The 25,485-nt window shown below is 60.4% G+C and carries 21 protein-coding genes; 10 read left to right on the top strand and 11 right to left on the bottom strand.

All coding sequences use genetic code 11. From position 1 onward, the window contains the following. Positions 1 to 26 precede the first annotated feature (26 nt). From AC1DIH_RS19225 to AC1DIH_RS19215, 3 genes are all read left to right on the top strand, one after another. Entirely contained in the window at positions 27 to 731 is a 705-nt protein-coding gene (locus tag AC1DIH_RS19225) for a VIT1/CCC1 transporter family protein (RefSeq protein WP_477772912.1), read from the top strand. A gap of 161 nt (positions 732 to 892) precedes the next feature. Beyond that, on the top strand, positions 893 to 2,386 hold the full coding sequence (gene arcD, locus AC1DIH_RS19220) for an arginine-ornithine antiporter (protein WP_477772887.1): 1,494 nt from the start codon (positions 893 to 895) through the stop codon (positions 2,384 to 2,386). Between the two features lie 94 nt (positions 2,387 to 2,480). Next, positions 2,481 to 3,026 (top strand): Hsp20/alpha crystallin family protein, encoded by a 546-nt coding sequence (locus tag AC1DIH_RS19215; RefSeq protein ID WP_477772911.1) that lies wholly within the window; start codon positions 2,481 to 2,483, stop codon positions 3,024 to 3,026. A gap of 669 nt (positions 3,027 to 3,695) precedes the next feature. On the opposite strand, the gene polX is transcribed toward AC1DIH_RS19215, so the two are convergent. The 3 genes from polX to AC1DIH_RS19200 all read right to left on the bottom strand — a co-directional run bounded on the left by polX (position 3,696) and on the right by AC1DIH_RS19200 (position 7,741). After that, a complete protein-coding gene (gene polX / locus AC1DIH_RS19210) occupies positions 3,696 to 5,498 on the bottom strand; it encodes a DNA polymerase/3'-5' exonuclease PolX (protein ID WP_477772886.1) in 1,803 nt (600 codons plus the stop codon). 139 nt (positions 5,499 to 5,637) lie between these two features. After that, positions 5,638 to 6,297 carry a c-type cytochrome gene (locus AC1DIH_RS19205; protein WP_477772885.1) on the bottom strand — a complete coding sequence of 220 codons (660 nt, stop codon included), beginning with the start codon at positions 6,295 to 6,297 and terminating at the stop codon, positions 5,638 to 5,640. Positions 6,298 to 6,322: 25 nt separating this feature from the next. Further along, entirely contained in the window at positions 6,323 to 7,741 is a 1,419-nt protein-coding gene (locus AC1DIH_RS19200) for a cytochrome C (protein WP_477772884.1), read from the bottom strand. Between the two features lie 303 nt (positions 7,742 to 8,044). Here AC1DIH_RS19200 and AC1DIH_RS19195 point away from each other — a divergent pair, with 303 nt between their 5' ends. Continuing rightward, complete coding sequence (locus AC1DIH_RS19195) at positions 8,045 to 9,412, top strand: erythromycin esterase family protein (protein ID WP_477772883.1); 1,368 nt, start codon at positions 8,045 to 8,047, stop codon at positions 9,410 to 9,412. A 6-nt stretch (positions 9,413 to 9,418) separates the two neighbouring features. Here the strand turns inward: AC1DIH_RS19195 and AC1DIH_RS19190 are convergent, their stop codons facing one another. Together AC1DIH_RS19190 and AC1DIH_RS19185 are read right to left on the bottom strand one after the other, a co-directional pair. Next, entirely contained in the window at positions 9,419 to 10,096 is a 678-nt protein-coding gene (locus AC1DIH_RS19190; protein WP_477772882.1) for a dienelactone hydrolase family protein, read from the bottom strand. Next, a complete protein-coding gene (locus AC1DIH_RS19185; protein WP_477772881.1) occupies positions 10,089 to 10,796 on the bottom strand; it encodes a phosphoribosyltransferase in 708 nt (235 codons plus the stop codon). Before AC1DIH_RS19185 ends, AC1DIH_RS19190 begins: the two co-directional genes overlap by 8 nt. A gap of 286 nt (positions 10,797 to 11,082) precedes the next feature. On the opposite strand from AC1DIH_RS19185, the gene AC1DIH_RS19180 reads away from it, so the two are divergent. Both AC1DIH_RS19180 and AC1DIH_RS19175 read left to right on the top strand, forming a co-directional pair. Then, the gene (locus tag AC1DIH_RS19180) at positions 11,083 to 11,649 is read left to right on the top strand and encodes a bifunctional pyr operon transcriptional regulator/uracil phosphoribosyltransferase PyrR (protein WP_427530512.1); all 567 of its coding nucleotides are present in this window, start codon (positions 11,083 to 11,085) and stop codon (positions 11,647 to 11,649) included. A gap of 26 nt (positions 11,650 to 11,675) precedes the next feature. After that, entirely contained in the window at positions 11,676 to 12,641 is a 966-nt protein-coding gene (locus AC1DIH_RS19175) for a ribose-phosphate diphosphokinase (protein ID WP_477772880.1), read from the top strand. Positions 12,642 to 12,659: 18 nt separating this feature from the next. On the opposite strand, the gene AC1DIH_RS19170 is transcribed toward AC1DIH_RS19175, so the two are convergent. Beyond that, entirely contained in the window at positions 12,660 to 13,220 is a 561-nt protein-coding gene (locus tag AC1DIH_RS19170) for a nitroreductase family protein (RefSeq protein WP_477772879.1), read from the bottom strand. A 104-nt stretch (positions 13,221 to 13,324) separates the two neighbouring features. Between AC1DIH_RS19170 and AC1DIH_RS19165 the strand changes: the two genes are divergently transcribed. Genes AC1DIH_RS19165 through AC1DIH_RS19155 form a run of 3 tightly spaced genes read left to right on the top strand, consistent with a single transcriptional unit; the run spans position 13,325 to position 17,753 of the window. Further along, positions 13,325 to 14,143 carry a polysaccharide deacetylase family protein gene (locus AC1DIH_RS19165; RefSeq protein WP_477772878.1) on the top strand — a complete coding sequence of 273 codons (819 nt, stop codon included), beginning with the start codon at positions 13,325 to 13,327 and terminating at the stop codon, positions 14,141 to 14,143. Next, complete coding sequence (locus AC1DIH_RS19160; RefSeq protein WP_477772877.1) at positions 14,140 to 15,414, top strand: putative glycoside hydrolase; 1,275 nt, start codon at positions 14,140 to 14,142, stop codon at positions 15,412 to 15,414. Before AC1DIH_RS19165 ends, AC1DIH_RS19160 begins: the two co-directional genes overlap by 4 nt. Beyond that, positions 15,366 to 17,753 carry a serine hydrolase gene (locus AC1DIH_RS19155; RefSeq protein WP_477772876.1) on the top strand — a complete coding sequence of 796 codons (2,388 nt, stop codon included), beginning with the start codon at positions 15,366 to 15,368 and terminating at the stop codon, positions 17,751 to 17,753. The genes AC1DIH_RS19160 and AC1DIH_RS19155 overlap by 49 nt, the downstream gene beginning before the upstream one ends. Before the next feature lie 24 nt (positions 17,754 to 17,777). Here the strand turns inward: AC1DIH_RS19155 and AC1DIH_RS19150 are convergent, their stop codons facing one another. Together AC1DIH_RS19150 and groL are read right to left on the bottom strand one after the other, a co-directional pair. Further along, positions 17,778 to 18,668: a universal stress protein gene (locus tag AC1DIH_RS19150; protein ID WP_477772875.1), complete on the bottom strand. Its 891-nt coding sequence runs from the start codon at positions 18,666 to 18,668 to the stop codon at positions 17,778 to 17,780. Between the two features lie 173 nt (positions 18,669 to 18,841). Next, complete coding sequence (groL, locus tag AC1DIH_RS19145; protein WP_477772874.1) at positions 18,842 to 20,458, bottom strand: chaperonin GroEL; 1,617 nt, start codon at positions 20,456 to 20,458, stop codon at positions 18,842 to 18,844. 331 nt (positions 20,459 to 20,789) lie between these two features. Here groL and AC1DIH_RS19140 point away from each other — a divergent pair, with 331 nt between their 5' ends. After that, on the top strand, positions 20,790 to 21,287 hold the full coding sequence (locus tag AC1DIH_RS19140) for a BCAM0308 family protein (protein WP_477772873.1): 498 nt from the start codon (positions 20,790 to 20,792) through the stop codon (positions 21,285 to 21,287). 138 nt (positions 21,288 to 21,425) lie between these two features. Here the strand turns inward: AC1DIH_RS19140 and AC1DIH_RS19135 are convergent, their stop codons facing one another. The 3 genes from AC1DIH_RS19135 to AC1DIH_RS19125 form a co-directional block, all read right to left on the bottom strand. Beyond that, the gene (locus AC1DIH_RS19135; RefSeq protein ID WP_477772872.1) at positions 21,426 to 22,802 is read right to left on the bottom strand and encodes an MBL fold metallo-hydrolase RNA specificity domain-containing protein; all 1,377 of its coding nucleotides are present in this window, start codon (positions 22,800 to 22,802) and stop codon (positions 21,426 to 21,428) included. Positions 22,803 to 22,908: 106 nt separating this feature from the next. Continuing rightward, positions 22,909 to 24,051 carry an ABC transporter permease gene (locus AC1DIH_RS19130; RefSeq protein ID WP_477772871.1) on the bottom strand — a complete coding sequence of 381 codons (1,143 nt, stop codon included), beginning with the start codon at positions 24,049 to 24,051 and terminating at the stop codon, positions 22,909 to 22,911. Continuing rightward, positions 24,048 to 25,475 (bottom strand): efflux transporter outer membrane subunit, encoded by a 1,428-nt coding sequence (locus AC1DIH_RS19125; protein WP_477772870.1) that lies wholly within the window; start codon positions 25,473 to 25,475, stop codon positions 24,048 to 24,050. The genes AC1DIH_RS19130 and AC1DIH_RS19125 overlap by 4 nt, the downstream gene beginning before the upstream one ends. Positions 25,476 to 25,485 lie beyond the last annotated feature (10 nt).

Raw genomic sequence — 25,485 nt, 5'->3', positions numbered from 1 at the left:
TCAACGACAGTGAGCAGATTTCAACGATGAAGTTCTTTCGCAGACACGCTGAATCCCATAAGCATGAGCGAATCGGCTGGCTTCGGGCCGCGGTATTGGGGGCCAACGACGGCATAGTATCGACCGCCAGTCTGCTGATCGGCGTCGCCGCGGCCAATGCCACCCATAGCACCTTGCTCGTCACGGGTGTGGCCGGGCTGGTGGCGGGTGCGATGTCGATGGCGGCAGGCGAATACGTCTCCGTGCATTCCCAGGCCGATACCGAACGGGCCGATCTGTTGCGCGAACAAACCGAGCTTGAGACAGCGCCGCTTGCCGAACACCGGGAGTTGGCGGCCATCTATGTGGATCGCGGTGTTGAACCCGAGCTGGCCAGTAAAGTCGCCACGCAGCTCATGGCGCACGATGCACTGGGCTCACATGCGCGCGACGAACTGGGCATTTCCGATGCGCTCAGCGCAAAACCGCTGCAGGCGGCAATGTCCTCGGCGGCCAGCTTTGTAGTGGGCGCCGCATTGCCGCTGGGCGTGACCATCCTCGCGCCGACCCACAGCGTGATTGCCTGGATATCCGGCATGTCACTGGTATTCCTGGGTGCTTTAGGCGGTATTGCCGCCAAGGCAGGCGGCGCCAATCTGCTGGTCGGCGCCTGGCGGGTGACGCTGTGGGGCGCGCTGGCGATGGCGATTACTGCCGCAGTCGGTATTTCATTTGGTGCTGCTGCAGGTTGAAAACCTGCCATCGCGCATTCACACCGGAATCCATTCGACTGGTTGCTCTCCTTCTGATCTACATCAACTCCCGGCAGCCCATTCACGCAGACATTAATCATCAGCGTTCGCGCTCTCGCATTGGCGATAGCCGATGAAGAAATTGTCTCGTGGAGGTTTGCATGGCAACGCATGTGCACGGCACCCAACCGACTATTCCAGGCATTTCGCCTCGTCCTGCGGCGGGAAGCTTGCGCCAGCTGGAGCCCCGGCGCCTGTCCTTGAGCCTGTTGATCGCTCTGGTGGTCGGCTCGATGATTGGCAGCGGTATTTTCAGCCTGCCCCAGAACATGGCCGCGGGCGCTGGTGCTGGCGCGATCCTGATTGGCTGGTTGATCACCGGCGTTGGCATGCTGTCGCTGGCACTGGTCTACCAAACCTTGTCCAACCGCCAGCCCGAACTGGATAACGGCGTGTTTGCCTATGCCCGCGCATTGGGCGGCGAATTCCTCGGTTTCAATTCGGCCTGGGGTTACTGGATCAGTGCCTGGATCGGTAACGTCAGTTACCTGGTGATTCTGTTCGCGGCGCTGAGTTACTTCTTCCCGCTATTCGGTGAAGGCAATAACAAAGCGGCCATTGCGGCGGCATCGCTGGTGCTGTGGTCGTTGCACTGGATGATTCTGCGGGGCATGCGCACCGCCGCGCGGGCCAATGCCCTCACGACCCTGGCCAAGATCGTTCCGTTGCTTGTGTTTATCGGACTGGTGATTGCGGCGTTCCAGCGCGAAACATTTATGGTCGACTTCTGGGGTGCGCCGGCACTGGGCAGCACCCTTGATCAGGTCAAAAGCACGATGCTGGTCACCGTCTGGGTGTTTATCGGCATCGAGGGCGCCAACGTATTTTCCGCCCGTGCGGCAGAACGGGTGAATGTGGGGCGGGCCACCGTCATCGGCTTTGTCCTCACCTTGTTGCTGCTGATTGCGGTGTCCCTGCTGTCACTGGGCATTCTCAGGCAACCGGAACTGGCCGCGCTGAAAAATCCTTCGATGAGTGGCGTGCTTGAGGCAGTGGCCGGCCCTTGGGGGGCGATGCTGATCAGCATCGGCCTGATCATCTCGGTCGGCGGCGCCCTGCTCGCCTGGACGCTGCTGGCGGCAGAGTCGGTGTTCACACCGGCCAGGGAAAAGGTCATGCCGGGGCCGCTGGCCCTGGAAAACACCCATGGCGCGCCTGCCAATGCCTTGTGGATTACCAACGGCTGCATTCAGCTGTTCCTGCTACTGACGCTGTATTCGAGTGCCAGTTACCTGGCCCTGATCTCTCTGGCGACTTCAATGATTCTGTTGCCGTACCTGTTCAGCGGCCTGTATGCGTTGAAGTTGACGTGGCAAGGAACGACCTATGCCGGACACAAAGCCCTGCAACTGCGCGACATGGCGATTGCCTCGGTCGCAACCCTGTATTGCTTCTGGCTGTTATTCGCCGCTGGGCCGAAATACATGCTGCTCAGCGCCCTGCTCTATGCCCCCGGCTCACTGATTTACCTGGCCACCAAACGGGCTCGCCAGGGTCAGGTGCTGAACGGCTTTGAGTGGGGATTGTTGATCGTCATCTGGGCGGCGGCCGCTTTCGCCGGCTGGATGCTGTGGTCAGGGAAACTGGCCTTGTAAGGCCAAATCAATGGATGTGTTTTCTCTCGAGGCAGGCGCAGATGTCCAAAACGTTTGCCGCCCACCTCGACATAGCCAAAGAGGAGAACTGAAAATGTCCAATTCCGTGAAAAAAGTACCGGTTCATACCGAAAAAAAAGCAAGTCCGCTCCCAGCGACGACTGACCTTTGGCGTCCTCTGCAAAAACTGCGGGAACAGGTCGATCACCTGTTCGAAGACTTCAATCGAGGTCCTTTGGGATTATCGCCATTCAGCCGTGGGCTGTTCGACGTCGAGCCGCTTTTATCTCGTGAACTGATGGGTTACGGCATCCCTGCCGTGGACATCACCGAGAAAGATAAAAGCTTCGATATCACTGTCGAACTGCCCGGTATGGACCAGAAGGATGTCGAGATCAAACTGTCCAACAGCAGCCTGATCATCAAAGGCGAAAAACAGGAAGACAAGGAAGAAAAAAGAAAGGGCTATTACCTGTCGGAGCGTCACTACGGCTCTTTCGAACGGATGTTCAACCTGCCTAAAGGGGTCGACGCCGACAAGATCGAAGCAAGCTTCAGCAAAGGTGTGCTGAGCATATCGCTGCCGAAAAAGCCCGAAGCCTTGAAGCCGGAAAAAATTGTGCCGATCAAAGGCAATTGAGCCCATGAACGCCCTGCCCCTTGCCGGGAAACCGGCAAGGTTTTTTTTGCATTGAATATCATGACGGGTCACACACCGCCCCCTATTGGCAGCCCGTCTATCCACTTGCCCGTTCGTATGCCTGTTTTCTGATGTGGATCAGATTTTTCCCCTGAGCGACTCCTATTCTCGAATTGCCCCCACGATTGGGTAAACATCATGAATATCGACTCGGTAAAACGTTGCACGCTGATAGGGGCAATCCTGATCGCCACGTGCCTTGCATTACCGGCCAACGCCGACCGACACGGAGGCGGTCATATCGGCGCTCCGTTCTGGTGGGGCATCGGTCTTGGCTTGGGACTGGGCTGGGAAGGCGCGTACCTTCGTGGTCCGTATTACTACCCCTCCTACCCGGTTTACTACTACCCGCCCCCTGTTTATTACTACCCGGCCAACCCGCCCGTGGTGGCAGCGCCCCCCACCCCCCCACCTGTGCAAAACTGGTATTACTGCCCTTCAGCCAAAGGCTACTACCCTTATATACGCCAATGTCCTGAAGCGTGGCGCCTGGTTCCGGGGACACCCTCCGGGCCCATACAGTGACAGGCGCGGCTGATTTCTCGGAGGTCATCCGGCACGTTGCTGAAGAAAGGGAATGGAGCGTCTCAATCCCGCACCCACAGCCACTCATCCCCGGGCGGAACAGGCGCTCAGGAACGCCTTGAGTTCCTTCAGGGGACGGGTGTTGAGCACGTCGATTTTTTCCAGCCAGGCACGCCGTGCCTGAGCGATTCCATACTGCAAATAGGCAAAGTCAACGGTGCGATGCGCATCCGAGTTGATGGCAATGAGCACCCCTTCATCCTTGGCGTAGCGGCACTGCAGGTCGAACAGGTCCATGCGTTGCGGCTGCGCATTGAGTTCCAGACAGCAACCACGCTGCCGGGCCGCCTTGATGATGACCGGCAGATCCAGGTTCAGCGGGTCGCGCTCATTGATCAGCCGGCACAGCGGGTGCGCCAGAATCGTGAAATAGCGATGATCCATGGCCCTGAGCAAGCGTTGGGTTTGTTGACGCAACGTCAGGCCGAAATGGCTGTGTACGGCGCCGACCACCAGGTCCAGACGCCCGAGGATATCGTCCGGCAGGTCCAGGCTACCGTCTTCGAGAATGTCCACCTCGATGCCCTTGAGCAAGGTCACGCCCCGCAAGCGGCTGTTGAGCGCATCGATCTGGTCGATGTGCTTGAGCAGCCGGTCGGCATCCAGGCCATGGGCCACTCTGAGGGACCGCGAATGCTCGGTAATCGCCAGATATTCCAGCCCGGCCTCCCGCGCGGCAAATGCCATCTCTTCAAGGCTGTTGCCCCCATCCGAGGCGCGGGTGTGAGCATGCAAGTCGCCCTTGAGGTCGCTCAACTCGATCAACTTGGGTAAATGACCTGCCTCTGCCGCGGCAATCTCACCGCGATTCTCGCGCAGTTCCGGTGTCATCCATTCCAGCCCCAACGCCTGGTAAACGGATTCCTCGGTGGTGCCGGCGACACATTTTTTTGCCCTGAAGAGGCCATATTCACTGAGCTTGAGACCTTGCTTCTGAGCCCGTTGGCGAATCGCGATGTTATGCGCCTTGCTGCCGGTGAAATACACCAGGGCAGCGCCATAGACCGCCGGTTCGACCACCCGCAGATCCACTTGCATGCCGGTGCCCAGTATCACGCTGGTACGGGTGCGCCCCTGTGCCAGCACGCTGGCAATGTCCGGATGCTGGATAAAGTGCGCCGTGACGTCCACCGACGGTGCCGCGGCCACCAGAATATCGATATCGCCGATGGTGTCGCGCATCCGTCGCAAGCTGCCGGCAACCGTGGCCGCCTCAACGCCTGGAAGCTGTTGCAGGAACTCGGTCAGCCGCAGGGCCACCGGCGCCACAAAGGCCAATGGCAACCGGCGGTCCCTGCCGATGCCCTTCTGCGCGGCGTTCAACAGTCGGGCTTCCATCTTTTCGCCGAAGCCAGGCAGATGGCGAATGCGTCCGTCTTTGGCCGCCTGACACAGTTGCTGCGCGGTTTCGATGCCCAGATCGTGATAGAGGTGTTTGACGCGTTTGGGGCCCAGCCCGGCGATGGAAAGCAGATCGACCAGCCCCAGGGGCAATGTCGTGCGCAGGCGTTGGCGCAGTGCGCAATCGCCGGTGGTGACGATTTCGTTGATCTTGCCGGCAAGGTCGACCCCGATGCCCGTGAGTTTGGGCAGCTGTTCACCGCGCACGATCAGCTTCGCGACCTCAAAGGTCAAAGCCCTCAGGGTTCGCGCTGCATTGCGATAAGCGCGGATACGGAAGGGATTGGCGTCCTCGATTTCCAGCAGATCGGCGATATCGTCAAAAATCGCGGCGATTTGATCATTGCCGATCGCCTGCCCGACCTTGGCCGATGAAGGAGGCAAGGTTGGCAACGGATCTGGAAGCGGTGCCGCAGTGAGCTTCATGGCGCAATCCTGACTCAGTGGAGGTCACTGGATCAGGATTGCCGATCCCGCCACACGGTCATTGATATAGATCAGACAGTGCCTGAAGGCCTGGAACCGCGACGTAGCCCCAGGCTCATCGCCGGTGCCGAAAAGGCTCTCATTTTTTTGCCCCGAGTGTCGCAATGTAATGGGCGACAGAGGCGGCATCTTCATCAGACAGGGAATGAGTGACCTGCTTCATCAGCTCGCCACGCGGGCGCTGGTCGGTCTGCTGGAACACCTTGAGCTGGCGGATCATATACTCGGCATGTTGACCTGCAAGGCGCGGAAACTGGCCATTGCCCTGCCCCTCGGCACCATGACAGGAGCTGCACTGGGCGACACCCGAGCCAGGCAAGCCCTTGCGGAAGATCAATTCGCCGCGTGGATCAAACTTGTCGGCGTCAGCCTTCATGGGGCTCTGGCTGGAAAAATAGTCCGCCAGTTCGTTGATCTGGGTCTCTGTCAAATGGGTAAATCCCCACATGTACTGGGTCCCGGTTTTATCGCTGCGGACATGGCCCTTGAAGTCAGTCAGTTGCAGCTTCAGGTATTCCTTTTGCTGGCCGGCCAGCTTGGGAAACATCGGCGAGACGGACTCCCCCGTCAATCCGTGGCACATGGAGCAAACCTTGTCGACCATGGCGATGCCGGACATCGGCGAGGTTTTTTCCGAGGCCTGCTCGGTCGTACCGGTGCAGCCCGTGAGCGCAACCACGCAGAGGGCAAGAAATAAATGCGATCGATTGAAAGTACTCTTCATGCCCGTTGCGTTCATGGTCTACGCCCCTGCGTTCAACTGATCAAAACGCGTACCACATATAAAGATAGGTGGTGTCGTTTTCGCTGGCATCACGGCCATTGCCGTCATAGTTGTTCGTTGCACCCAAATAGCGGGTGAAATAGTTGTATTGGAGCCCGACCCTCAGGTTCTGCATCGGCAACCAGAACACCTCTGGCGTCCACATTTGCGTATCGGGTGAAAAAGTGGCGCTGTCCGGGTACGCCGTGGCATCCGAGCTGCCATTGACATTGGTATACGCCAGGCTCGCACCATACTTGCCACCGTACACATAACTGCCCTTCAGCTTGAAGGATCGCAGGGTTGCAGGTCCGTCGAAGAGGGTCTGGGTGCCATCCCTGATTTCTTCCCTGACATAGCGTATCTGTGCCGTGAAAGTATGGGGCTCAAGGAGGTACTGATACTGGCCATCGAAGCCTACGTCCCGGTACTCGGTGCTGCCCTGGCCATGGATCGGATTGTTGGAGTCATCCATGGGCAGGATTTTGGCATTCATCGCAAAGGCCCCCAGCATCACGTTCTGGGCCCCCCATTCGTAGGTATAGGCCAGCCGTGCATAAGGGCTTGAGCCATCCATGTACGTCAACGGATGGTAGGTGTCGCCCTTCTTGTTGCCCAGGCTCAGAAACTGCCATGTGTCTTTGGCGGTCTGGTAGGAAGTCAGCTCCAGATACAACGACTTGTTCAAATAAACATAGGCACCGATACCCGCCACCTGTTGAGCCAATCCCCCCTCGATCAGCGTCGAGGCAGGGACCCCGCCGAAGGCGCCCAGGGTTGAACTGACATACGGATAGCCCCACGCAGGCGTGCTGTTCCAGACATCCTGAACCGTGGGGTTGTTATGCAATGTGACGCCCCAGATGACATCTCGTGAGGCATCCAGCCGGCTGTCTGCATAACGCAGGTCAAAGTTGTCCGAGCCCAGGTGACTGACCCAATTACCCGAGGCGTCCTGGTGGTCATAGGAGCTGTAGGTGAATTGAGCAAAGCCGCCGATAACGTCAGTGATTTTTCCACCGAGGAACACGCTGCCGAAATCAATAATGAATTGCTTGTCTTTGGGTGAAATCGAGCTGCCCGCACCGTCGCTGTTGTTACGCGTCGAGGTGAAATCGCCGACGATCATCGCGGCCAAGGGGTTGGTTTGTACGCCGTTGGTGTACCCCGTCAGCTTGAACAGGCGCCCATAAGGTGTCAGTTCGGGAAATTGCCCACCGGCATGGCAGGCAATGCAACTTTGTCCTGTTTGACGTGCAAAGGAAGGCAAGGCCTGCGCTGACTGACTAAACAGCAGCATTGATAGCGCCACCAGCAGGGTGCCCGGTCGCCGGAGTAACGTGATTAAAAAAGCTGACCCGGAAAAAAACGACTGCGCCACCGACTTCATTCCGCCTGCTTCGCTGTCCTTCACATTCATGTCAGTTCCCTCTGAAAAGAGACTGTCGAACGATTTAATCCTGAATGGAGCCTAGCCAGACGCTAGCCATTTACAAGTGCCATCGCGCGTTGCGCCGTTCAAGCCTGCAACGCGCATCACGCCCATGGCGTCAGGTCATATTCAGCGACCTGCGGGCGTGTGATGCAGACACTGTCTCTTGGGGCATTGCGTCCTTTGTTGACGAAACTCAATGAATCCTCGGGATCAAGGTGTAGGAATGATCAAAGAGGCAGCCCAGAGTGCTGCACGTCGGGTAACCCCTCTTCTATAGGGACGACACTCATGACCTCCCCTTCGCAAAAACTGCTGGAAAAACTTTACGGTTCGCGCAGCACTGTTGCGAGAACCACTATTGCCCCTCTGTTACGTCAATATGCGGAACCGCTGCCGGAATTGAATTCAGACGCCTTCGGCGAAATGTTCGACCGTTACGCTGATGCGCGGGTAGTGATGATCGGTGAGGCCAGCCATGGCACCAGCGACTTCTACCGAACCCGGGCGGCGATTACCCAAAGACTGATTGAACAGCACGGGTTCACGATTGTGGCGGTTGAAGCGGACTGGCCAGATGCCGCGCATGTTGACCATTATGTCCGCGGGCTGGCCCATACAGCCTGGAAACGGCATATCTTCAGCCGATTCCCGACCTGGATGTGGCGCAATACCGATGTGAAAGCATTCGCCCACTGGCTGCATCAATACAACCACAAGCACGCCCCCGAGCGTCGAGTCGAGTTTCGCGGGTTGGACGTTTACAGCTTGCGCAATTCCATTCACGAGGTCCTGAGTTATCTGGACCGGGTCGACCCGCATCTGGCACACGAAGCACGACGGCGCTATGGCTGCCTGACGCCCTGGCAGGAGGAACCTGCGTTGTACGGCCACTTTGTCGAACGCGGCGGGCTGATGCCCTGCGAGCAAGCAGTGGTCGAGCAGCTCCATGACATGCTGGCCGAGCAACTGGCCGGGCTTATCCACGACGACGAGGCGTTCTTCGATGCCACGCAAAACGCCCGGGTCGTTCGGGCGGCGGAACAATACTACCGAGCGATTTATCGAGGCTCGACCGCCTCCTGGAACCTGCGTGACCGGCACATGTTCGACACACTGCGGGGGTTGCTTGAGCACCGAGGCGCTCACGCCAAGGCCGTGGTCTGGGCGCACAACTCCCATATCGGCAATGCCGCTGCCACGGAAATGGGCTGGAAGGGCCAGTTCAATATCGGGCAACTGTGTCGCAGCGCCTATGGGCGTGATGTCGTGCTGATCGGCATGAGCACCGACCGTGGCCAGGTGGCGGCAGCCGATGACTGGGACGCTGACATGCTCATCAAGGACATCCGGCCGTCTCGTCCAGACAGTTGGGAGCATCAGTTCCTTGAAGCCGGTGTCCCCGCGTCTTTGACCGACTGGCGAGATCCTCTGCGCGAAGACTTGCGCAAGGCGCTGTCCGAGCCTCTGCTGGAACGGGCCATCGGGGTGATTTACCGCCCCGAAAGCGAGCGCAGCAGCCACTACTTCGAGTCGGTGCTGGCCGAGCAATTTGACGCCATGGTGTGGATTGAACAGACGCAAGCGGTGACGGCACTGCCTCTGCCGAAAAGCCAGGCGCTGGAACCGGAAGACGAAACCTTTCCGTTTGGCGTGTGATATCGGTCAGGGGCTGACAGCGGCCTTTGGACGAGTGCCGCGCAAATGCCACTCGAACCAGTCGCCAGCGAGTCTGGCGACTTCTTCGAGGGTGCCTGGTTCTTCGAACAGATGCGTAGCGCCCTCCACGACTTCCAGGCGCTGTTCACACCGCAGAACATGACTGCTTTGCACGTTCAGACGCACGACCACCGGGTCCTCTGCTCCGACGATTTGCAAGGTCGGCGCCCTTACCTGGGACAGCGCCGCACCTGCCAGGTCGGTCCGCCCTCCCCGGCTGACCACCGCATGGACCACATCCGGGCGCTCGGCTGCCGCCAACAGCGCCGCAGCGGCCCCGGTGCTTGCGCCAAACAGCCCGATCCGCAGCGATTGCAGTTCAGCGTCCCGGCCAATCCAGTCGATCACCTGCACCAGTCGCCGCGAAAGCATCGCGATATCGAAACGCAGCTCCCGCGTCACGTTATCCAGGCGCTGCTCCGGCTCGGTGAGCAAATCGAACAACAATGTGCCCAGCCGCCGTCTGCCCAGAGACTCTGCAACCTGCTGGTTACGTGGGCTTGAACGGCTGCTGCCGCTGCCATGGACAAAAACCACCAATCCGGCAGCGTTCATCGGCAGACGCAGGTCGGCTGACAGCTCCACGTCCTCCAGGCTCAGTTTTCGAGAGTGAGACTCAAGCATCGGAATTCTCCTGAGGGGCAGTGCCCGTGCTGGACTCGCGTTGCCAGGCTCTTTGCAAAAGATCGATGACTTCCCCGTCCGTGGTCTGGGTGAAGTTCATGTACCAATAGCCGATCGACATCAGCCACTCGGGAATGAGCGGACACACCAGTTCATCTACTTCGGTGCGCAGCGCCTCGACCGTCTCAAGCGGCGCCACGGGCACGGCAACGACAATGCGCGACGGCGCTTGCAGACGCACAGCGTGGATCGCGGCCATCATCGAGGCCCCTGTCGCCAAGCCGTCATCGACCAGAATCACCACCTGGTCCTTGAGTACCACCGGCGCACGCGTTGACCGGTACAAATGCTCACGACGAGAGAGCTCCCGGGTTTCCCGGGCGACCACGGCATCGAACGTGTCCTGATCAATCGGGTGAGCCCGTAGCGCCCCTTCATTGACGATTTGTACGCCGCCACTGGCAATGGCGCCCATGGCGTATTCTGGCTGGGAAGGAACTCCCAACTTGCGGACCAGCATCAGGTCCAGGCGAACCTCCAGGGCCGTGGCCACTTCATAGGCCACCGGAACTCCGCCACGGGGCAAGGCCAGAACGATGACATCCGGTCGATGAGCGTATTTGCGCAGCGGTTCGACCAGGGTTCGACCGGCAGCGGTCCGGTCGCGCAAGGTGGTTTGCAGTAAGGGACTGTGTGTCATTTGATAACCTCCTGAAGCCATCGGGCCAAATCCATACCGCCAGAACACCGCAAGGCAGCCATACAGGACAGGTTCAGTCGTACTGCCGAGAAGCCTTTACAGCCCATGAGCGCGTGGCAAGTGCTCAGCCAGGTGCCAATACCCTTTTTTAAATTCAGAATCCTCCCATGAAGTCTCCCCGGTCTTGATTTATATCAAGTCCCCGCGCAAGGCACAGATACCCTGCGCCAGCAGCAACGGCCCCTTGCGCTATGATCAATCTATCGGCCCTGAACGGGAGACTGCCATGCCGACCCTACCCGCGAGTCAGCGGTTGCGCGTGTACGACAGTGATGAACTCGACGGGGTACTGCAGGCGATGGCGCGCCAGGCTGCGGCACTGTTGCCGCCCGCTCAAGTAGTACTGATCGGCATCCAGCGCCGCGGCGAGCCGCTGGCACAGCGTTTACAGCACCATCTGTCCCGGCAGACCGGCCAGCCTGAACTGCCTCTGTACCCCCTGAAGGTCAAGCGCTATGCCGATGATCTCAGCGTGCTGCATGCACACACGCAATTGACCGAAAACCCGCTTCTGGGCGCACTGGACCTTGCCAGTACCACCCTGCTTGTTGTCGATGACGTGCTGTTTGAAGGTCATTCGCTGCTGCGCACCTGCGCGTATCTGGCGCAACTCGGTGCGCGTCGGGTCTACACCGCGGTATTGGTCGATCGGCACGTCTGCCAGCAGCCGATCCATGCCGATATTGTCGGCGTGCATTTGCAGGTTGCCGCCAATGACATCGTCGAATGCAACGTACCGCCCTACGAAGCGGAGTTTTGCATCGAAGTTCTGCGTCATGGCGCCGCCCACTGACGGGAGTGCCTCGAAGGAGCCAACCCATGCTCACCGAACGCCCGCTTCTGTTTGCCCTGCAAGGCAGTGAGCACTACGCGAGCCGCGTCGCGCAGCGGCTTGGCTGTCAACTGGCGCGCCATGAAGAGCGCGACTATGAAGATGGCGAGCATAAATGCCACCCGTTGGAGTCGGTCAACGGGCGTGAGGTGGTGGTGTTCCATTCCTTGTATGGGGATGACCGGCAGAGCGCAAATGACAAGCTGTGTCGCCTGCTGTTTTTTTGCGGCGCACTCAAGGATGCCGGCGCTCGTCAGGTGCAGGCCGTGACGCCCTACCTCTGCTACGGGCGCAAGGATCGTCGTACCCAACCTCAGGACCCGACGATCACCCGCTACGTGGCAGCCATGATTGAGGCCTGCGGCGTGGATCGCCTGGTGGCCCTGGAGGTGCACAACCCGGCAGCGTTTGATAACGCCTTTCGCATTCCCACCTGGAATGTGCAGTGCGCAGATCTGTTCGCCGGGCATTTCGCCGCGCTCGTCGGCGATGCCGAGGTGGTGTCGGTTTCCCCGGACGCTGGCGGCACCAAACGCGCCGAGCAATTTCGCCAGGCCCTGGAGCGGCAACTGGGACGCCCGGTGGGCGGTGCGCTGATGGAAAAGCACCGTGCTCAAGCGACGTTCACCGGCACGCTGCTGGTGGGTGAAGTGCTGGGTAAAACCGCGATCATTTTCGACGACCTGATCAGCACTGGTGAAACGCTGATGCATGCGGGCCTCGCCTGCCAGCAGGCCGGTGCCACCCGGTTATTTGCAGCCGCCACCCATGGTTTGTTCACTGGTGGCAGCGACCTGCTCGACAAGCCCCTGTTTGAACACCTGGCGGTTTCCGACAGCGTGCCTCCGTTTCGGCTGCCCCCCGACTGTGTCGCCCACCGTTTGCACGTACTCGACAGCACCGCCCTGATTGCCACCTTGCTGGCTGAAAACGGAGCGTTTGCTACCGTCTGAGCACGGGCGGCCTCCTGCTCAGCCAATCCAGCGGATCTCGGGGTCCTTGTGCTGGACGGGCGCGGGAACAGACTTCGGATGACCAACGATGATCGGCGCCACTGGCCTCGATCCGGCGGGGAGGCCCAGTACATGCTTGCCCTCCGGCGTATTGAGAAAGCCCTGGGCAAAACCGATCCAGCAGGTGCCGAGTCCTTCAGCGTACGCGGCAAGCATCAGATTCTCGGCAGCCAGGGCGCAGTCTTCGACGATCCACGGACCGGGCGCATTCCCCGAAATCAGGATGAGTACTGGCGCGTGATAGAAGATCTGGTAGCCAGGATCGTTGAGCATCGAATAAAAGTGCTCGGACTGGGTCCCTGCGGGCACTGTCGCGAGCAGGTGGGCCTTCGCTTCGCGCGAGACCCGGTCCAGCAGTTCCTGATCGCGGATCACCGTGAACGTCCACGGTTGTTGGTTGACTGCGCTGGGCGCCTGGATGGCGGCATTGATCAAACGACGAATGATGAATTCATCAACCGCTTCTGTCGTGTATTCACGCGTCGAGCGACGGCCCGAGATCGCCTCATTGATATTCATGGCGGCAAGCCTCAAATATTGTCGTTTCATACAGTGGCCCGCCAACGAACATCTACTATTGATTTAGATCAAATCAGGGCAAACCTGCCAAACGGGGGGCTTATATGAGCAGCGCGATCCGGCTTCTGGTGTGCGCTGTGCTGGTGTGCATCGGCGGGCTGGCCTGGGGCGCGGACGCAGCCGCACCAAGCGCCGAACCGCGCGTCACGATCCTCGTTTACCACCGTTTTTCGCAGACGCTGGACGACTCGATGACCGTGCGCATGAGCACCTTCGAAACCCAGTTACGCGTCTTGCGCGAGCATGACTACCACATCGTGCCGCTGCGTGAGGTGGTCAATTGGTTGCAGGACCCAAGTGCGACGTTACCGCAGAAGCCGGTGGCGATTACTGTCGACGACGGGCATCGCTCGGTATTCGAAAAGCTGCTGCCCATCGTGCAGCGCGAGCGTTTTCCGGTCACGCTGTTCATCTATCCATCGGCGATCTCGAACGCCTCCTATGCAATGACCTGGGAACAATTGCGCAGCCTGAAACAGACCGGACTCTTTGACATCCAGGGGCATACGTACTGGCATCCCAATTTCAAGGTCGAGCGCAGACACCGTACGCCGGCTGATTTCCAGCAATTCGTGCGCATGCAACTCGACAAATCCCGTCAACGCCTGGAGGCGCAAACCGGTACGCATATCGACATGCTCGCGTGGCCTTTCGGGATCTACGACGACGAGTTGATCGCACTCGCCGCCGACGACGGTTATGTGGTCGCCTTCACCCTGGACGCGCGCAAGGCGAATCGGCACGACCGGCTGCTCGCGCTGCCGCGTTTTCTGATGACCGATGCCTACGGCGCCAGCGCATTCGCGCACCTGCTTGGCGAACCGAACACCCTGACGATGCCCGCAACGGAGAGCGCACGATGACCTTCATCAGCGCAGTGAGGCGCTATGCAATCGCGACGCTGCTCGTCGTCTTTACTACCCTGCTGAGCCAGCGAGGTGCCCTGGCCGTCACGGGTGTCGTGCTCGACTCAAGCACGCAGAATCCGATCGCCGACGCGATCATCACGACATCGGCGGGTGTGATGCGCACCGACGAACACGGGCAGTTCGAAGTCGCTCAGGCGGTGGAGAGCGTGGCGGCCCGCGCTCCAGGGTATTTGCGCACCGAGACCAAGGTCTCCGGCGATACGCCTGTGACGCTCGCATTGACCCCGTTTCGCCCGAAAGCGCTGTATTTGTCGGTGTTCGGCGTGACCAGCAAGGCGCTGCGCAATAATGCCCTCAGCCTTGCCGAAAGCAGCGAGATCAATGCGCTGGTGATTGACGTCAAGGGCGACCGCGGCCTGACGCCGTATCGCAGCGCGGCGCGCGAGGCCATCGGCGCGGCTGCCCAGGTGACGGTGCGCGCACCACAGGACCACGACTTTGCGGCGCTGCTGGCCCGGCTGCATGAGCAACACCTGTATCTGATCGCGCGCATCGTGGTGTTCAAGGACGACCCGCTCGCCAGCGCGCATCCGGAGTGGAGCGTGCACACCACAGACGGCCAGCCGTGGCGCGATCTCGAGAAGCTGCAATGGATGGATCCGTTTTCGCAGGATGTATGGCGGCACAATCTGGACGTCGCCGAGGAGGCGGCGCAGATGGGCTTCGACGAGGTCCAGTTCGACTATGTGCGCTTTCCCGACAAGAGCGGGCTGCACTTTGCCCTGCCCAATACCCGGCGCAACCGGACCGCGGCGATCGTCGGCCTCCTGCGGGCCGCACGCACTCGGCTGGCGCCCTACAATGTATTCGTCTCTGCGGACATCTTCGGCTACGTCTGCTGGAACCTGGACGATACCGCGATCGGCCAGCAAATCGAATTGCTCGGCGAGCCGCTCGACTATATTTCACCGATGCTCTACCCGTCCGGTTTTACCTGGGGGCTGCCGGGCTTGACCAATCCGGTCAGCGATCCCGCTCAGATCGTCAGACGCTCCCTGGCGGAAGCAATCAAGCGCACCCATCTGCCGGGGGTGCGTTTTCGTCCGTGGCTGCAAGCCTTTCGCGACTATGCGTTCGATCGTCGCTTGTTTGACGCAGAGGCGATCAGTGCCCAGATCAACGCCGCCAATGCAGCCGGCACCGATGGATGGATGTTATGGAATCCACACAATCACTACAACGCCGCCGATATGCCGCACCCTTGATCGGTGCGCTGAAACGCTGGGCGATGCTGCTTGCAATGGCGGCGACGCAGTTCGCCGGTGCCGCCGATTTCGATGCGGCGGCGCGCCTGCAAGCCGCACAGATCGTCGAGGGGCAGATCAGCGCTGGACGCATTCCGGGGGCCGTCGTGCTGATCGGGGATGCCACGCACGTGTTCTATCACCAGGCCTTTGGGCTACGCGCGACAATACCCGACCCCGAACCGATGACGCTGAGCACCGAGTTCGATCTTGCGTCGCTGACCAAGGTCATCGCGACCACCACGGCGATCATGCAACTGGCCGAAGCCGGCCGCATCGACCTGGACGCACGCGTTGCACAGTATTGGCCGGCCTTTGCGGCCTTCGGCAAAGACCCGGTGACCGTTCGTCATCTGCTGGCGCACACCTCGGGGCTACTGCCAGACCTGCCTGTGCGACCGCTGCATCCGGACCGCGAAGGCGTATTGAGCGCGATTGCGGCGCAGCGTCTGCGGAGCGTGCCAGGTGAGCGCGTCATCTACAGTGACCTGAATTTCGTGGTGCTGGGCGAACTGGTCGAGCGCATCACCCACCGCACGCTCGACGCGTATTGCCAGGCCTACATCTTCGGCCCGCTCGGTATGCGCGACACGGTCTTTGTGCCGGACCCCCGGCGAGCGGCCCGCAGTGCGCCGACACTGGCGAACAAGGCCGGTATCCGCCGCGGCCGCGTGCACGATCCGACCGCCGAATGGATGGGCGGTGTCTCCGGCAACGCCGGGCTGTTTTCCACCGCGGATGACCTCGCCCGCTTCGCGCAGATGATGCTCAACCAAGGGCGCGCTGGCAGCGTGCAGATTCTGCGGCCAGCGAGCATTGCCGCGCTCACCAGTGCCGCCTCGCCGCTCGCGACTCCACCGTGGCGCGGACTCGGCTGGGACCTGGCCGCACCGTTCGCGTCGAACCATGACCGCCTGCCACCGATTGGCATGATCGGCCACACCGGATACACCGGCACCGGCCTGTGGATCGATCCGCTGACGCGCCAATTCATCGTTATCCTGACCAACCGCGTGTACCCGGACGACCGCGGCGACGCCCGCCCGTTGCGTGCGCAGTTGCTCGCGCTGCTGGCCAGCCGGGCTCCATCTGCGAGCGTCGCGCAAATTGGCCAATGGCTGCCATCGACGTTACCGGCACTGAGTGCCGCCGATCGCCTGCCGATCTCGACGGGCCCGGTGCAGACCGGCATCGACGTGCTTGAGACGCAGCGGTTTGCGCCGCTCGCCGGCAAGCGCGTGGGCTTGATCACCAATCGCAGCGGCTTCGACGCCGAAGGCCGGCGCACCGTCGACGTACTCGCGCACGCGCCTGGCGTCAGGCTGGCAGCCCTGTTCTCGCCGGAGCATGGGCTGAATATCGATGTGGACGAGCGGGTCGGCGACACCCTCGACACCGCGACGGGCCTCACCGTACACAGTCTCTACGGCGCGGCGCGGCGCTTTCCGCCCGGTTCACTCGCCGGACTGGACGCGCTGGTCTTTGACATCCAGGATGCCGGCGTGCGCTTCTTCACCTACGAGACGACGCTCGGCTACGCACTGGAGGCCGCGGCGGCGCGGCGCATTCCGCTGTTCGTGCTGGACCGGCCCGATCCGCTCGGGGCGCAGCAATTCGGCGGACCGGTGCTGGACAGCCGTCAAGAATCGTTCACCGGCTATTTCCCGGCGCCGCTGCAACCGGGCATGACGGTCGGCGAACTGGCGAGTCTGTTCAACCGCAACAAGCACATTGGCGCGGATCTGCGCGTGGTGCCGATGCAGGGCTACCGACGTGAGATGACCTTCGCCGACACCGGGCTCGGTTGGGTGCCGCTCTCGCCAAACCTGCGCACGCTGTCCCAGCTGGACCTCTACCCGGATGTCGGTTTGCTCGAGGGCGCGAGACTGAGCGTGGGACGCGGCACACCGCATCCGTTCGAGTGGATCGGCGCGCCGTGGATCAACGCGACCCAGCTCGCCCATGCGCTGAATGCCCTCAACGTTGGCGCGCATTTCGAGCCGATCGACTTCGTGCCCACTGAATCGAACTGGCACGGTCAGCTCTGTCATGGCGTGAGCATCACGCGCAACCCGGTGCCTGAGCAACGTCCCGTCGCACGCCTGGGATTGGCACTGCTTGCCACGCTGCATACGCTCTATCCCGGTGCGTTCGATATTGCGGCGACCCGCGGCTCAATCGGCTCGCAAATCGTCTGGCAAGCCATTCGCGACGGCATAGCGCCTGACGCCGCACTAGCACTCGATGCCGCAGCGCTTGAGCGCTTCGCGCGACTGCGGCAGGAGAACTTGTTCTACTGAACTTGACGCAATACGCCACAGCCCCTAGACCGCCAGAACGCTGCAAGGCACCTGATACAGGATATGTTCAGTCGTACTGCCGAGCAGTTTTTCCAGCCCGTGGGACTGGACTCTGCCCATCACGATCACATCCACCTGTTGCTCGTCGGCAAACTCACTCAACGCCGATACGGGGCTCCCCATGACGAAATGTCGACGGTCAGAGGGCACACCAAATCGACCGGCCAAGCGCAGGAATGACTTTTCCAGCTCTCTGCGCAATTCCCGGGTAAGGTCCGCCAGCGTCAGCCCGCCGCCGCCCATATCGCCGAGATAGGCCGCCGAAATGTCACAGGCATACAGCAGGTGCAATTCGGCATTGCACTGCAGCGCCAGGCTGTTGGCCTGCTGGATGATCCGGTCATTCAGTTCGCTGTTCGAAGACTCGGTATCCGACGAGTCAACCGCTGCCACCACCTTGCGCGGCAAGGCATGACCACTTGCGCCCACCAGATACATCGGTATCGGGCAGTGGCGCAGCAAGTGCCAGTCCAGAGGGGTGAAAAATGCACGTTTGAGCGCAGGCTCATGCTGTACTTGCTTGATCAGCAGGTTGGGCTGCATTTCGCTGACGTGATCAAGGATCGCCTGCTGCATGTCATCAGCCCACGCCACCTCGGTGGTCACCTCGATGCCCCTGCCGCGCATCTTTTCCGCCTGATCCTTGAGCCAATCGCTATGGTCCTGGAGGTAACTCTGCCGAGCTTTTTCCCGCACGCCTTCTTCAAGCAGTGACAGGATGTCCAGCGATGGTACTAACGCGGCAATATGCAGGCTCGCCCCGCTGGCCTTGGCCAGGGCAGCGGCATGGTGTATCGCAGGGGAATGGCGCTGGGCCGGGTTGATGATCAGTAATAACCGTTGATACTGGCTCATGATCTGAACTCCAGACAGGTTGGACTTCGACGCCTGCCGCTGCCCCTTGCTGGTGGTCAGCCATTGCGTCCTCGCTGGATCGAATCACCAGCGTTGACTCAGCGTCCTCCCCTGATGCCTGCTTGATCTTGATTTATATCAAGTCACTGCGCACCGCCGCAGCGCGGTGCGGGTCATTCAGGGAACGGGGGCTGGGCAGGCGTTTCCTTTTCCGGGATATCGGTCATGGTCGCTTCGGTCAGCAGCAGGATACTGGCGACTGAAACGGCATTTTCCAGCGCGATACGCACCACCTTGGTCGGATCGATGATGCCGGCTTCATACATGTCCACATAGACATTGGCTGACGCATCGAAGCCAATATTCCCCGGCTCCGCCAGCATACGGGCAACGACCACGCCGGCATCCACCGCCGAGTTTTCCGCGATCACCCGGGCCGGCGCTTCGAGCGCTCGGCGAAGTATCTGCAAACCGGTTCTGGCATCGCCTTCATAGCCAGCCTCCTCGGCCGCGATAACCGGCACAGCCTTGAGCAATGCCAGCCCGCCCCCTGGAACGATGCCCTCGGCAATCGCCGCCCGAGTCGCCGAAATGGCATCATCCAGTGCATCCTTGCGGGCCTTCATCTCGGCCTCGGAAGGCGCCCCGACCCGGATCACCGCAACGCCGCCAGACAACCTGGCCAGTCGTTCCTGGAGCTTTTCACGGTCGTAATCGCTGGTAGTCGCGTCCATTTGCACGCGGATCTGTTGCAGGCGCGCCTCAATCGCTTCGCGCTGACCGGCGCCGCCGATCAGCGCCGTGCTGTCTTTTTGCACCACGACGCGATGCGCTTGCCCCAACTGGCTCATGTCCACCTGTTCAAGACTGATGCCCAGCTCATTGGAGACCACCGTTGCCCCGGTCAGGACGGCAATGTCCTGGAGCATTTCCTTGCGTCGATCACCGAAGCCGGGGGCCTTGATCGCCACCGCGCGCAATACGCCACGGATCTGGTTGACGACCAGCGTGGTCAGCGCCTCGCCCTCTATGTCGTCGGCGATCAGCACCAGTGGCTGGCCGCTTTTGGCGATCAACTCAAGCAATGGGATCAAGTCTTTGAGCACACCGATCTTATGGTCACAGAGCAGCAGGTAGGCATCATCGAGCTCGACCTGCATCTTCTCGGTATCGGTCACGAAATACGGTGAGACATAACCACGGTCAAAACGCATTCCCTCCATCACCTCGACCACGGTCTCAGTGGTCTTGGACTCCTCGACACTGACCACGCCTTCAACGCCGACCTTTTCCAGAGCATCCGCAACCAGTTGGCCGATAACCGCATCGTTATGCGCCGAAAGCGTGGCCACCTGGGCCTTTTCCTTGGGGGTACTGACCGGACGCGATTGGGCTGCCAGCGATTGCACCACCAGCAACAGCCCGCGGTCCAGGCCACGCTTCAAATCAATCGCGCTGGCACCGGCGACGACGTTGCGTATGCCATCAGCCAGGATGGCATGGGCCAGCACCGTTGCCGTGCTGGTCCCGTCCCCGACCGCATCGCCGGTACGTTCCGCCGCCTGACGCAGCATCTGGGCACCCAGCCCCTCCTCGGGGTCTTGCAGGTCGATTCGCTTGGCAATCGTCACGCCGTCGTTGCAGACCGTCGGATTACCCCACTTGTTCTGAATCAACACCGATTTCGATTTGGGCCCAAGGGTCACCCGAACCGCATCCGCCAGCTGGGTGGCACCGCAGAGGATTTTCTCGCGAGCGGCGGCACGAAACAGAATTTTACTGTGAGCCATCAGGTTGTTCTCCCGAGTCATCCTGCAACAGGCAGGTACTTGCAGCTTCCCTGAAATGGCTCACGCGACGTTGATTTTTATCAACAAAGTCACGACGTCGCGGGGCCTTCGCAGGTACTTGTCTGCGCGCGCATTTCGCGCACCGACTCCAGATGATTGGCCGTCAGCCAATGGCCCTCAGTTGACAAAAATCAACCTGTACAACAACCAGTCGCGGCCAAATGAACCCGTGAATTCCACGGTTCTGTCAGCGGGCACTATTGGTAAAAATCGATCTGAAAACAGGGCTGGGGGTGCAGTTTTTATCCTTCTCATTTGCGAGGAACAGGTCATGGACAAACATCAACTCAGTCAAAAAAACCAACTGTTCAAGACACCTGCCCATGACCCCTATTTATTGCAGCGAGTCGCAGGCTCGGCCATCTGTTCGAAGTGCGATGCGATTTATCAGGCCGGTAACTGGACCTGGAAGCAGCCTGAAAACACGGTGATCGCTGGTGCCGAAACGGTGACCTGCCCGGCCTGTCGGCGCATCAATGACAACAGGCCGGCGGGCACGCTAACGCTGTCCGGCAGCTTCTTGCTCAAGCATCGAAAAGAAATCGTCAATCTGATCGAAAACACCGAGCGGCAGGAAAAAGCCGATCATGCCCTTGAGCGCCTCATCAAGCTGACCGACTCCGGGGGTGCCCTGGTCGTGACCACCACCGGCATCCATCTCGCCAACCGCTTGGGTCATGCACTGACAGGCGCTTTCAAAGGCCACGCAAATTACCATTATGGTGATGACCAATATCAGTTGAGCGTCAGCTGGACACGTGACGAGTAAAGCGAGGCCGGCTGACGACGACAGTCAGCAAGCCAGGCAACAACGTTTGCGTACCCAGAACACCCGTCACCCAGCAAAAGCTGTTGGCCGAAGGCCCCTTGCCGCCACACCGGCAAGGGACTTTGGGTCGTCAGGATTTCAGGCCGGGACCGGGACGCCCGTCAGCTCAACGCTGTCACGGTACTCCGGCACCGAGACCGACCAGCCCAGCTCCAGGCTGATGCGACGGCGCAGCACATCCGATGCATTGGGTTCTCCGTGCACGACATAGGTGTGTTTCGGTGGCCGCTTGAAGCCCCGTAGCCACTGCATGATTTCATCTCCGTCGGCATGCGCGGACAAGGTCCCCATGGGCACCACTTCGGCCCGAATCGGCACGTCCTTGCCATGAATCCGCACCGATGGGGCACCGGCGATGATCTGCGCACCGCGAGTTCCCCCGGCCTGGAAACCGGGAACCAGCAGCGTATTGAGCGGGTTGGGCGCCAGCGCCTTGAGGTGGTGAAGCACCCGCCCCCCGGTGGCCATACCGCTGGCAGCGATGATCACCGCAGGGGTGCGCTGTTGGTCAAGGTCCATGGAGTCTCTGACCGAACGCACGAAATGCGCGGCATGGCACATGCCTTCGCATTCCTCCAGCGACAGCCGGTGTTCACTGCGAAAACGCTGGTACAAGCGAGTGACATCGGTGGCCATGGGGCTGTTGAGGTAGATCGGCAGGTCAGGGATCGCCTTCTTCTGTTTCAGGCGATAGAGGTGATACATCAGCAGTTGCGCACGCCCGACCGCAAACGAGGGCACCAGGGTAATGCCGTGGCGCAATGCCGTGCGGTTGATAACGTCGGCCAGTTGTTCCTCCGGAGGCTCCGCGGGGTGATGACGGTCGCCGTAGGTCGACTCCACCAGCAAATAGTCGGCCTGTTCGATGGTTTCCGGGGTGAACATCAACGGATCATTCGGCCGCCCCAAGTCCCCGGAAAACAACAGGCTAATGCCTTCTGCACGCACTTCCACGGTGGCCGCGCCAAGGATGTGTCCGGCACAGCGCAATCGAATGCTGATCCCCGGAGCAATGTCGACCTGATGGTGCAATTCCACTGGCCGCAACAGCTTCAGTGCCCTGTGCGCGTCCTGTTCGGTATACAGCGGCAAGGCCGGATCGTGTTTGGAGAAGCCATGGCGGTTGGCGTATTCAGCCTCCTCTTCCTGCAAGCGGCCACTGTCGAGCAGCAGAATCTTGACCAGCTCGCAGGTCGCCGCCGTGGCATAGACCGGGCCGCGATAACCGTTGCGCACCAACACCGGCAGGTAGCCGCTGTGATCCAGGTGAGCATGGGTCAGAACGATGGCTTCCAGATCCCGGACCGGCAGTTGGAAAGGGTCCCAGTTGTGCAGGCGCAGCTGTTTGTAGCCCTGGAACAGACCGCAATCGATCAACACATGTTTGTCGTTATGTTCCAGCAGGTACTTGCTGCCCGTCACCGTGCCAGCCGCACCGAGAAATGTCATTCGCATGCCCGTCTCCTTGAACACTGATAGGTACGCTATTGATCCTCCCTTTACGTCTCCCGGCACTTGATATTTATCAACAGCAGCCGGGCTGGCTCCGTCTTATCAAGGCTCAGCCCCTGAATATGTCGAATGGCTCGATTTTCAGCACCTTGCGTATGCCCACATAACTGGAAACCCCGGCGATCAACAGCACCAGGCCAAACGCCAGCCCCAGGTTCCAGAACGTAATCATCGCTGCGTAATTGGGCAGATAGGTGCGCACCGTGAAGATCATCAACGTGACCAGGCCGACCCCCAGTCCGTACCCCGTCAAACAGGTGAACATGGCCATGAAGAGGATCATGTAGATCAGCTCGCGGCCCTTGGCGCCAATTGCCTTGAGGGCTGCGAACTTGTCGAGGTTTTCCAGAATGAAGGTGTAGAACGTCTGACCGGAGATGGATAACCCGACCAGGAAACTGATCACCGTCATCGTCAATATGTTGGTGCCGACCCCGGTCTGGTAGATGTAGTAATCGGTAATCCGCTGGTTGAACTCTCCCCGGGTCAAGGCGATGTAACCCAACCGCGCAACCTGCTGCTTGATCGCAGCCACTGCGGCCTTGTTCCTGGGTTCCAGCAGAATGTAAGACACCGTGAAGCGGGTGGTCGGGATGTATTCGATGGCGCGCCGGTAAGTGGTGTAGAGCGTCGGTATGCCGGTCAATCCACTGGTCAGTACCTTGGCGATGGCGACGATGGTGCCGCGGTGGTCATTGAGCTCGAAGGAGGTGCCTATCCGCGGACTCTCCAGTTTCGAAAATTCGGCATCGTGGACCATGATGAATGCGTTTTCCGCGTAAATATCTTCGATAACGCCCTGTTCCAGCTCAGGGCGACCGAACAGGCTGGTATCGTCGAGACCTATCACGCTGACCGATTGATAGGTGCCACTGGCCAACCGGACCTGGGCGCCACCAATGAATACAGGCACGGCATAGCGCACCTGTTCCATGCTGCGTACGGCATCGAGCAAATAGTCAGGCAGAGGGATGACGCTGGTCGGTGTGTTCACGGCCGGGTCCATGATCCACATCGCCGCGCCGATATTGGTCACCGTCGAGTGGGCACGGTTGAGGATGCCGGCAAACAGTGCGGTCATCTGCATCATCAGGAACACCGAGAACGTAATCCCCACCAGCAACGCCGAAAACTTGGCCTTGTCATTGACCAGCAGCTTGAAGCCGATCCGCAGGATGCCCGAGTATTTCATGGTGTCTGCCTGCTGCCCGCAGGGCGCGGAGTGTTCCACCAGCCGCCGCCCAGCGCGACGAACAGCCCGACAGTGTCCTGATGACGCTGGGCGAGTGCTTGCAGACAAGCGATGTTGACCTGATGCAACTGCACATCGGCCGCCAGCAGATCCAGATAGGTCACCAGGCCCGATCGGTAGTTGGCTTGCAGCAAACGCAGCGCCTCTTCAGCGGTAGCCTGTGCCTCGGTCTGTTTTTGCAGGACCTGTGCATCGAACTCCAGGGCCTTGAGGGCATCAGCCACTTGCGCGAAAGACTCGAGCACGGTTTGCCGATAATTCGCTGCCGCCTGCTGATAGGCATCGATCGCCGCTTTTCGACCAAACCACAGGCTACCGCCCTGGAACAGCGGGACATCGATGGAGGGGCCAAGACTCCAGAACCGCCCGGCACTCGCAAACAATGACCCCAGGTTCGACCCGGCCGTCCCATAGGTCCCGGTCAGATTGAAACTGGGAAACATCGCCGCCGTGGCCACCCCGATGTTGGCACTGGCCCGGTGCAGCTGCGCTTCTGCGGACAAGATATCCGGCCGCTGCCGGACTAGCCTCGAGGGCAGGCTGACCGGCAAATCGGTGGGCAGCGAAAGACCTGTCAGCTCGATGTCAGGGAGCCTGACATCGGTGGGGGCGACGCCTTCGAGGGTGGCCAGCAAATGCTCGGCCTGGCTGATTTTCTGCTCCAGCGCCGGCAACAAGGCCTCATTGCTGGCAATCAGGCTGCGCAAACTGAGGACCGCCGAATAAGGCGCCGTACCGCTGCGCACCTGCACCTCGGTGGTCCGAAGCTGTTGTTTTTGCAGCGCAATCAACTGCTCTGTGGCGCGCCTTTGCGCGATATAGCCGGCACGGGCGATGGCGGTATTCACGACATTGGCGGTCAGGGTGAGGTAAGCCGCATGGGTCAGCCAGGCTTGATGGTCGACCTCGGCTTGCAGGCCTTCCACCGTTCGACGCTGTCCGCCAAACACATCGAGGGTGTAGCTGATCGTGCCACTCAGGGTCACCACGTTGAAGATCGTCCCTCCCGTCGACAGCCCTTGCTGGAGCGGGGCATTGCGTTCGCGGGTCGCGCCGGCGTGAAGGTCCAGATGCGGATAGAAAACCCCATGACCGGCCATGAGCGTGTCCTGGCTTTGCCGCAGGCTGGCCTCGGCAGCCTGCAAGGTCTGGTTGTTGGCAGCCGCCTGGCGAACCACCGCATCCAGAGAGCCGGACTTGAACAGCCGCCACCAGTCGGGCGCCACTTCAGCCCCCGGCAAAAAATGCTGCGCCTGGCCCTGCGCCGCGACGGTCGTCGTCGCCGGATTGCGGGTGTAGCCGCTCTGCGACGGCGTAGGCGGACGCGAAAAGTCCGGGCCTACCGTGCAAGCGTTTATCGCCATCAGAAAAATG

The sequence above is a fragment of the Pseudomonas sp. 05N36 genome (assembly GCF_056397385.1).
The sequence above is the reverse complement of the archived record's forward strand: the minus strand, read 5'-3'. Positions and strand labels throughout refer to the sequence as shown.